This is a genomic window from Acinetobacter sp. UBA6720 (assembly GCF_002454215.1).
GTDB lineage: Bacteria > Pseudomonadota > Gammaproteobacteria > Pseudomonadales > Moraxellaceae > Acinetobacter.
Genome location: NZ_DKIK01000065.1, coordinates 38,592 through 46,062 on the forward strand (window position 1 = coordinate 38,592; position 7,471 = coordinate 46,062).

At 37.7% G+C, this 7,471-nt stretch carries 6 protein-coding genes; 2 read left to right on the forward strand and 4 right to left on the reverse strand.

Annotation, left to right across the window (positions count from 1 at the left end):
* Positions 1 to 184 precede the first annotated feature (184 nt).
* Positions 185 to 1,711: a TerC family protein gene (locus B4F08_RS05435; protein ID WP_291373643.1), complete on the reverse strand. Its 1,527-nt coding sequence runs from the start codon at positions 1,709 to 1,711 to the stop codon at positions 185 to 187.
* A gap of 537 nt (positions 1,712 to 2,248) precedes the next feature.
* On the opposite strand from B4F08_RS05435, the gene B4F08_RS05440 reads away from it, so the two are divergent.
* Both B4F08_RS05440 and B4F08_RS05445 read left to right on the forward strand, forming a co-directional pair.
* Positions 2,249 to 2,551, forward strand: coding sequence for a hypothetical protein (locus tag B4F08_RS05440; RefSeq protein WP_086210116.1), 303 nt, complete (start codon positions 2,249 to 2,251; stop codon positions 2,549 to 2,551).
* 153 nt (positions 2,552 to 2,704) lie between these two features.
* Positions 2,705 to 3,169: a MarR family winged helix-turn-helix transcriptional regulator gene (locus tag B4F08_RS05445; protein ID WP_086210117.1), complete on the forward strand. Its 465-nt coding sequence runs from the start codon at positions 2,705 to 2,707 to the stop codon at positions 3,167 to 3,169.
* A 5-nt stretch (positions 3,170 to 3,174) separates the two neighbouring features.
* On the opposite strand, the gene B4F08_RS05450 is transcribed toward B4F08_RS05445, so the two are convergent.
* The 3 genes from B4F08_RS05450 to B4F08_RS05460 all read right to left on the reverse strand — a co-directional run bounded on the left by B4F08_RS05450 (position 3,175) and on the right by B4F08_RS05460 (position 7,361).
* Positions 3,175 to 3,837, reverse strand: a complete 663-nt coding sequence (locus tag B4F08_RS05450; protein WP_291373646.1) for an SOS response-associated peptidase family protein — start codon at positions 3,835 to 3,837, stop codon at positions 3,175 to 3,177.
* 808 nt (positions 3,838 to 4,645) lie between these two features.
* Positions 4,646 to 5,122: a hypothetical protein gene (locus B4F08_RS05455; protein ID WP_291373648.1), complete on the reverse strand. Its 477-nt coding sequence runs from the start codon at positions 5,120 to 5,122 to the stop codon at positions 4,646 to 4,648.
* A 76-nt stretch (positions 5,123 to 5,198) separates the two neighbouring features.
* Entirely contained in the window at positions 5,199 to 7,361 is a 2,163-nt protein-coding gene (locus B4F08_RS05460) for a malate synthase G (protein ID WP_291373650.1), read from the reverse strand.
* Between the last annotated feature and the right edge of the window lie 110 nt (positions 7,362 to 7,471).

Below are 7,471 nucleotides of genomic sequence, written 5' to 3' on the forward strand. Positions count from 1 at the left end.
TTAAATTATGGGATAAAAACCTACCTTTACTAAACTTCACCAGCTCAAAAAGGATAAACGCACATCGCCACTAAATTTTGCGCATAGCATAGCGATTTTTTAATCAAACATCTAATGGTTAATTTATATACAAAAAAATGCCAACATAAAGCTGACATTTTTTTACAAAAGCTTAAAGCAAATCTTAAACTATACGATGAACAATGCTGACAGTTTTAATTCGATTTGAATCTAACTCAAGCACTTCAAAATGAACACCACGATAGTCTAACTGAGTTCCGACCTGAACATCACCATGGGTTTTATCAAGAATTAATCCAGCTACACTGATATAGCCTGCATCTTCCTCGACCAAATCCAGCATTCCAAGTTCGAGTTCAAGTTGATACAAGTCTAGCATTCCTGTCGCCTTCCAAGTCTGATCATCTATTTTGATCAAATCAAGCTGTTCATCAGCGTCAGGAAACTCACCAGCAATTGCTTCAAACACATCAAGCGGTGACACCAAGCCTTGTACATTACCAAACTCATCACTCACCAAGACCAAAGAACCTTTTGATGTTCTCAAAGTATTAATGGCATCAATCACTTTCATTTTTTCGAAGATGTAAATTGGGCGATGACGCTTGATCAGATCTTTTAACTGTTCTTCATCATCGAGTACATCAAGCAGCTCTTTGGCACGTGCAATACTTATGACCTTGTCTAGACTACCACGACACACTGGAAATAAGCTGTGTGGTACAGACAATACCTGCTCACGAATTTTTTCAGGGGAATCGTCTAAATTGACCCATGAAATTTGGCTACGTGGCGTCATGATTGAAGCCACAGAGCGTTCGGCCAATGTCAGCACACCACCGATCATATAACGCTCTTCATCCGCAAAAGCTTCTTGTGCTTGACGCTGTTCCGGGTCTTCAGCTTCGATTTTTCCGCCCATGAGTTTTAAAATAGAATCCGCAGTACGATGACGTAGTGGAATTTTAGCTTCATGTTTTGCCGCATTACGCTCACCAAACTGGTTAAATGCCTCGATCGCAATCGCGACACCAATACCCGAATAGATATAACCCTTAGGAATATGGAAGCCGAAACCTTCCGCAATTAGGCTGATACCAATCAATAACAGGAAACTAAGACACAAAATAACCACGGTTGGATGACGGTTTACGAAAGCAGTTAAAGGCTTAGATGCCAACAACATCACGGCCATCGCAACAATCATCGCTGCCATCATGACATAAATGTTATCTACCATACCAATGGCGGTAATTACTGAGTCCAGTGAAAAAACAGCATCTAGAATAACAATTTGTGCAACGACTGCGGTGAAACCTGCATAGACAACATTGCTTGTAACTTTAAGCTCAGGCTTACCTTCAATTTTTTCGTGCAACTCAGTAACGGCTTTATATACCAAGAATAAGCCACCAAAAAGTAAAATGAGGTCACGTCCAGAGAATGTCCATTCCAATATAGAAATAAGCGGTTGAGTCAATGTGACTAACCAAGAAATTGCAAATAACAAACCCAAACGCATAATAAGTGCAAGGGATAAACCTATGACACGCGCTTTATCACGTTGTTCAGGGGGAAGTTTTTCAGCCAAAATGGCAATAAAGACTAGGTTATCAATACCTAAAACAATTTCTAATATAATAAGAGTAAGCAAACCAACCCATATTCCCGGATCTAATAGAAATTCCATTATTTCATTACTCCAGAATTATGTTTCTGTTTTAAAAGCATAAACCCACACGGCGACGGATCCATTTTTGTGACCTGTTCAACTAAAGATGAAATAATTATGCCTGAGATGTTTGCTTTGTAATATTTTTTTTATGGTTTTTAACAAAATTTTAATATTTAGATACTTATAGAGTGAAATTTATCCTTAAAGCGTCTAACTTGACTTTAGATATTGTCACTTAATGCCAATATTCGATGTTTAAAAATTCTAGACGCATTGGTCATTTTTTAAAAAATTAATTTTCAAACTCAATTTATTTGAATCAAATAAATGTTTTTTATAGATTATTTATTTTAATAATAGTTAAAAAAAATCAATTTATAATATTTATGACCTTACGCATTGAAACTTTTTGTTAAAAACACTAGTTCACAAATCCATTTTTTTCACTAAAATGAAACACAGCCAAGATTGTTGTAAAAATAATCAATTGCTAAAACCAAGGATGCGCGGATTTCTAATCCAATCAAGTAATACAGAATAGGATTCATTGCTATGACCAATGAAAAGGCTTTGACTTTTAATAAAACGTCAAAAATGCTTAGCAATACTAGCTATGAAGGCTCATATCTCAACTTAGACTCATCATTTGATCAGCATCAAGTTAAAATTGTGGTTTCGCATAATAACCAAAAGTTTGAAATGCTCCTACCTATCGTTCTACAAGACGGTACCCCAATGGCTAAACTTTCTTTAGATTCTCACCAGAATGCTGAAGTAGAAGATGAAGTTATACAATTTGCGCAGACTATTGTTGGCTTTCACCAAAATAAAAGCAGTTATACCCTATCTGTTTAATAGCCACACTTAGCTTCAAATTACTGTTAAAAGATATTTCATCTGCAAATCTCTTTTAACAGTAATTTTATATTGCTAAGTATATGAGTGTTCACATAAAATGTGTTCAATTGATTTATAAAATAAAAATACGATTCACGGGGAATCCGTCACATGACCAAAAAGTATAGTAAGTTCCTACCAGGTTCTGAAGATTTTTCACTGGAAAACTTTCCATTTTACTGGGTAACTCAAGTACATGCTCAATATGTACTCAATGTCGATCACGCTTTGAAAAAATATGGTTTAGACAACTCTCGTCGTCGTATTTTACTTGCTCTCAAATCAAAACCACATGCCAGTGTTTCTGATCTATCTGACATGGTCGTCTCAAAAATGTCGACAACCACCAAAATTGTTTATCGTTTGAAAGATGAAGGATTGGTTGAAACTTATTCTTGTGAAGATGATGCACGTATCACTCGTGTCCTCCTCACAGAAAAAGGCACGGAGATGACCAGTAAAATTAATGATTTAACCAGTGTAGTACTTGAGCAATCATTTGAAGGTTTAACACCTTTGCAAATTGAAAAAATGATGGAAAGCTTGAAACACGTGTTTAAAAATTTAGCGCGCTAAACCGTTTAAAAGTCGAAAGAGTTGAGCTGGGGACTCTCTTTTTCGACTTTTATTTTGGGTACATAAGAACATTCAAACTCTTCAACAGGAAAGCCTTGTACAAAAGATTGAATATTTGACGATTTCCAGCTAAGCCATTCCTCTAAACGGTCATGTGGAATCACAATCACTGAGCGTTTCACATCCCCCGGCTCATGGAACTCCCGCATCATTGGGTGGTCTATAGCGTCCATCGTCAGCATGGTTGCTGACCGCACTACCTCGCCTGCTATGCGACAGATTTCATAAAGAGCGGCAACAAAAACAACCTGTCCATCCCGTCGTCTAACACCCCATCTCTGTGGTTTTTGCTCTATATATTTTGACTCATAGAATTCAAAAACTGGAATTACCCCAAACTGATATTTTGAAGTCGCTTCAATAAAACTAGCCTTTTGCAGAAGTGTCTCACTTCGAGCATTATAGGTTTTGCTTGCAATACTCTTATCTTCTGCCCATTTCGGTATTAAACCAAAATGCACCTTACGCCATTCAAATCCTATATTTGATTTGAACAATAAGGGCAGCTCATAACCTGGATACACCTCCTCCACATAATCAAAAGGAATTTCAGGTAGGCCAAACTGCTGTACTTGAGCAAGGGTTAGAGGTTTAAAATTAGCACACATAGCATCAAATCATTTTCGCTTTTTTGTCTCAAGCGAAGTTCTAAACTTAATCAATAGAGTAACATATCATCTTGGATATTTTACCCATCAGGCATAATCAACCAAAGCCCAAACTAAAGTCTTCAAAATACATCACTTAGCTTGAGCTAGAAAAGATATGCGAGACCTGTAAATACCATCTGCCAATAGTGAGCACGATAAACGACAACCTGGCTTTTGTTCAAGCATACTTTTCTACTACCGTATAGCAAAAGTATAACCTTAGCTATTTATCTAAGTTTTGACCCTGAATAATGAGTCTGCACCAGTCAAAGCGACTAAAAATAAAATGGGATAAAGACTCAATAAGATATTTTTTCCAATCAGTTGGTGAAATATTTAAGTCGAAATCAGCTTATTGATGGCGAAACTTCAGCCACAAATTCGCACCATATAGCAATCAAGATTGATACGCTCTGTAAGACCAATACATTCATTAGAGCTCTTGCAAAAGTCAAAAAATGATCATGCATTGGTAATAAAATAAGTGTTGAACGTCACTTCTCTCTTGTTGAAAAGCTTAGAATGAGGGCGGATTCTTCCTATCAATCCTCTCCCTAGCCCTCTCCTTTAAAAAGGAGAAGGAACTTTCATTGTAATTTCAATACAGCTCAAAAAATGACTTATGCAAAAAATCCATTTATCTTAGAACAAATCTAGTAGACATAGACCTTATTTTTACTCTTGGCTTTAGAGCAAACCAAGTGCTTGGTGGACTATATATCCTGTCGAAAGCTCAATAAAAGTTCTCTATGAATATAAACCTTTTTCATCTCAGTTGATTAATTTGTTTTACTGCCACATAAATTCGCCAATAAATATATGTACTGATAATAACTTCAAAAATAAGATCTAAGACTATATTTAATTGCTTAAGCATTGCCTCTTCCAAACTGGAAGCAAAAACCAAAATTATGACTTGCAAGGAAATACCAACTATCAAAAACAACACAAGTGATTGAATTGTAATAGGTAGACTCAAAGCAATAATACGCTTTAAAAAATCACGACCTTTTTCACCCCCATTCACTTTAAAGATTGCATTTATCCAGCTAATCAACAAACCAATTTGCAGAATAAATGATGCCCACGCTGCGGATACGGTAGATTCGGGTGCAAGTGTAAGTGCTAAATAACTCAACAAGATAATAATGGCACTCACGATATAATAATTTTTAAAATCTGTTTCTGAGACTTTATTTAACTTCAAATCTTCTGCTAATTTATTAACATTCCAGAAGTACATTGTTATTCCTTGTTCTTATACTATTTAAAATTGCTGATAAAAAAAGCCTCCGAAGAGGCTTTTTTAGCTTTACAGATTAGTCACCTGTATAACCTTTTAACTTCAAACGTGCAGCATGTAGAAGTGGCTCTGTATAACCTGATGGTTGCTCGCCACCTTTAAACACTAGGTCATAAGCTGCTTTGTATGCATAACCATCGAAGCTTGGTGCCATTGGTGTATAAAGCGGATCGTTTGCGTTTTGCTCATCAACGATTTTCGCCATACGCTGCATCACTTCTTCAACTTGCTCTGCAGATACGATGCCATGACGCAACCAGTTTGCAACGTGTTGAGATGAAATACGCAAAGTTGCACGGTCTTCCATTAAACCAACGTTGTTGATGTCTGGAACTTTCGAACAACCTACACCTAAGTCAACCCAACGTACAACATAACCTAAGATCCCTTGAAGGTTATTTTCAAGCTCTTTAGTTTTCTCTTCTTCAGTCCAGTTAGTATCTGTCGCTAAAGGCGGTGTTAACAAATCGTCTAATGATAAAGGCTGAGTATTCAAGAGTTCTTTTTGACGCTCAGACACGTTGCATTGGTGATAGTGAATCGCATGAATGACAGCACCAGATGGAGATGGAACCCATGCACAGCTTGCACCCGCTTCTGGATGTTCAATCTTGGTTTTGTACATGTCTAGAAGCATGTCTGGTTTTGGCCACATGCCTTTACCAATTTGTGCTTTACCACGTAAGCCCGCTTGAAGACCGATCATCACATTGCGGTTTTCATATGCTGGGAACCAAATTTGTGCTTTCACTTCGCCCTTACGAACAAATGGACCTGCTTCCATGAAAGTATGAATTTCATCACCTGTACGGTCCATGAAACCTGTATTAATGAAGATAGTACGGTCTTTTGCTTGAGCAATACAGTTTTTCAAGTTTACAGAAGTACGACGCTCTTCATCCATGATACCGATTTTTAACGTTTTTGCAGGCAAGCCAAGCGCTTGTTCTGAACGCTCAAACAACTCAACCGCAAAAGCAACTTCTTCAGGGCCATGCATTTTAGGTTTTACGATATACATTGAACCTTTACGCGAGTTCTTGTTTTCGTTTTCACCTTTAATGTCTGCAAAAGACAATAGCGGAGTGATTAATGCATCCATAATCCCTTCGTAGACTTCAGCACCATCTACAAGGATCGCAGGGTTGGTCATGAGGTGACCCACGTTACGAAGAAGCATCAATGAACGGCCATGAAGTTTCGTTTCACCGCCGATCAAGTTTTTGTGCGTACGGTCTTTATTCAAAGTACGCGTAACAGTTTTACCATTCTTCTCGATAGACTCTGAAAGTGTACCTTTCATCAAACCTAACCAGTTACGGTAGCCTTCAACTTTCTCTTCTGCATCTACAGCAGCGATCGAGTCTTCTAAGTCTTGAATTGTGGTTAATGCAGATTCAAGAACCAAATCTTTTACGCCAGCCGCATCTGTTTGACCAATTGGGCTATTTGCATCAATTTCGATAATAACGTGTAGGCCGTTATTTAAAAGTACGATTTCTGTTGGAGCAGATTCTTCGCCATTGAAACCTACAAATTGTGCTTCGTGTGCTAAGCTTGTTGTTGAACCATCTTTTAAGGTCACAACTAACTTTTTGCCTTCAACTGCATATTTTGTCGCATCAGCATGTGAACCATTTGCTAATGGGAAGGTTTCATTTAAGAAGTTTTTAGCAAATGCAATAACTTTATCGCCACGTACTGGGTTATAGCCTTTACCTTTTTCAGCGCCACCGTCTTCAGGGATCACGTCAAAGCCGTAAAGTGCGTCGTATAAAGAGCCCCAACGCGCGTTTGCAGCATTTAAGCAGTAACGTGCATTACGTACAGGTACCACCAATTGCGCACCAGCCAATAATGCGATTTCTTCATCTACATTTTCTGTGCTGATTTGGAAATCTTCTACTTCTGGTACCAAGTAGCCAATTTCAGTAAGGAAAGCTTTGTAAGCTCCAAGTTCAAATTTGTTGTTGCGGTGCCATTCATCAATCTTCGCTTGAATGTCGTCACGCTTAGCCAATAGTGCTTTGTTCTTTGGGCTAAGATCGACAACGACTTGTTCAAAGTTCTTCCAGTAAGCTTCACTGTCTAAACCTGAACCTGGAAGTGCTTCATTTTCGATGAAATCGTAAAGTTCTTTAGCAATCGCTAACTTGCCTTTTTGAATACGTGCAGTCATTGTCTTTCCTGATATTGCTACTTTTTATACAAGAGATTCTAGTATACCGATTTAAACTTGGCTGAATAGTAATATCACCGTGCGAAATAGTGATCATTTTTTATTTAATA

What these genes read in the sequence shown, in the direction of transcription:
- B4F08_RS05440 (WP_086210116.1), top strand. Translation starts at nt 2,249, where the DNA reads ATGACCAATGAAAAGGCTTTGACTTTTAATAAAACGTCAAAAATGCTT.
- B4F08_RS05460 (WP_291373650.1), bottom strand. Translation starts at nt 7,361, where the DNA reads ATGACTGCACGTATTCAAAAAGGCAAGTTAGCGATTGCTAAAGAACTT.
- B4F08_RS05445 (WP_086210117.1), top strand. Translation starts at nt 2,705, where the DNA reads ATGACCAAAAAGTATAGTAAGTTCCTACCAGGTTCTGAAGATTTTTCA.
- B4F08_RS05450 (WP_291373646.1), bottom strand. Translation starts at nt 3,837, where the DNA reads ATGTGTGCTAATTTTAAACCTCTAACCCTTGCTCAAGTACAGCAGTTT.
- B4F08_RS05455 (WP_291373648.1), bottom strand. Translation starts at nt 5,122, where the DNA reads ATGTACTTCTGGAATGTTAATAAATTAGCAGAAGATTTGAAGTTAAAT.
- B4F08_RS05435 (WP_291373643.1), bottom strand. Translation starts at nt 1,711, where the DNA reads ATGGAATTTCTATTAGATCCGGGAATATGGGTTGGTTTGCTTACTCTT.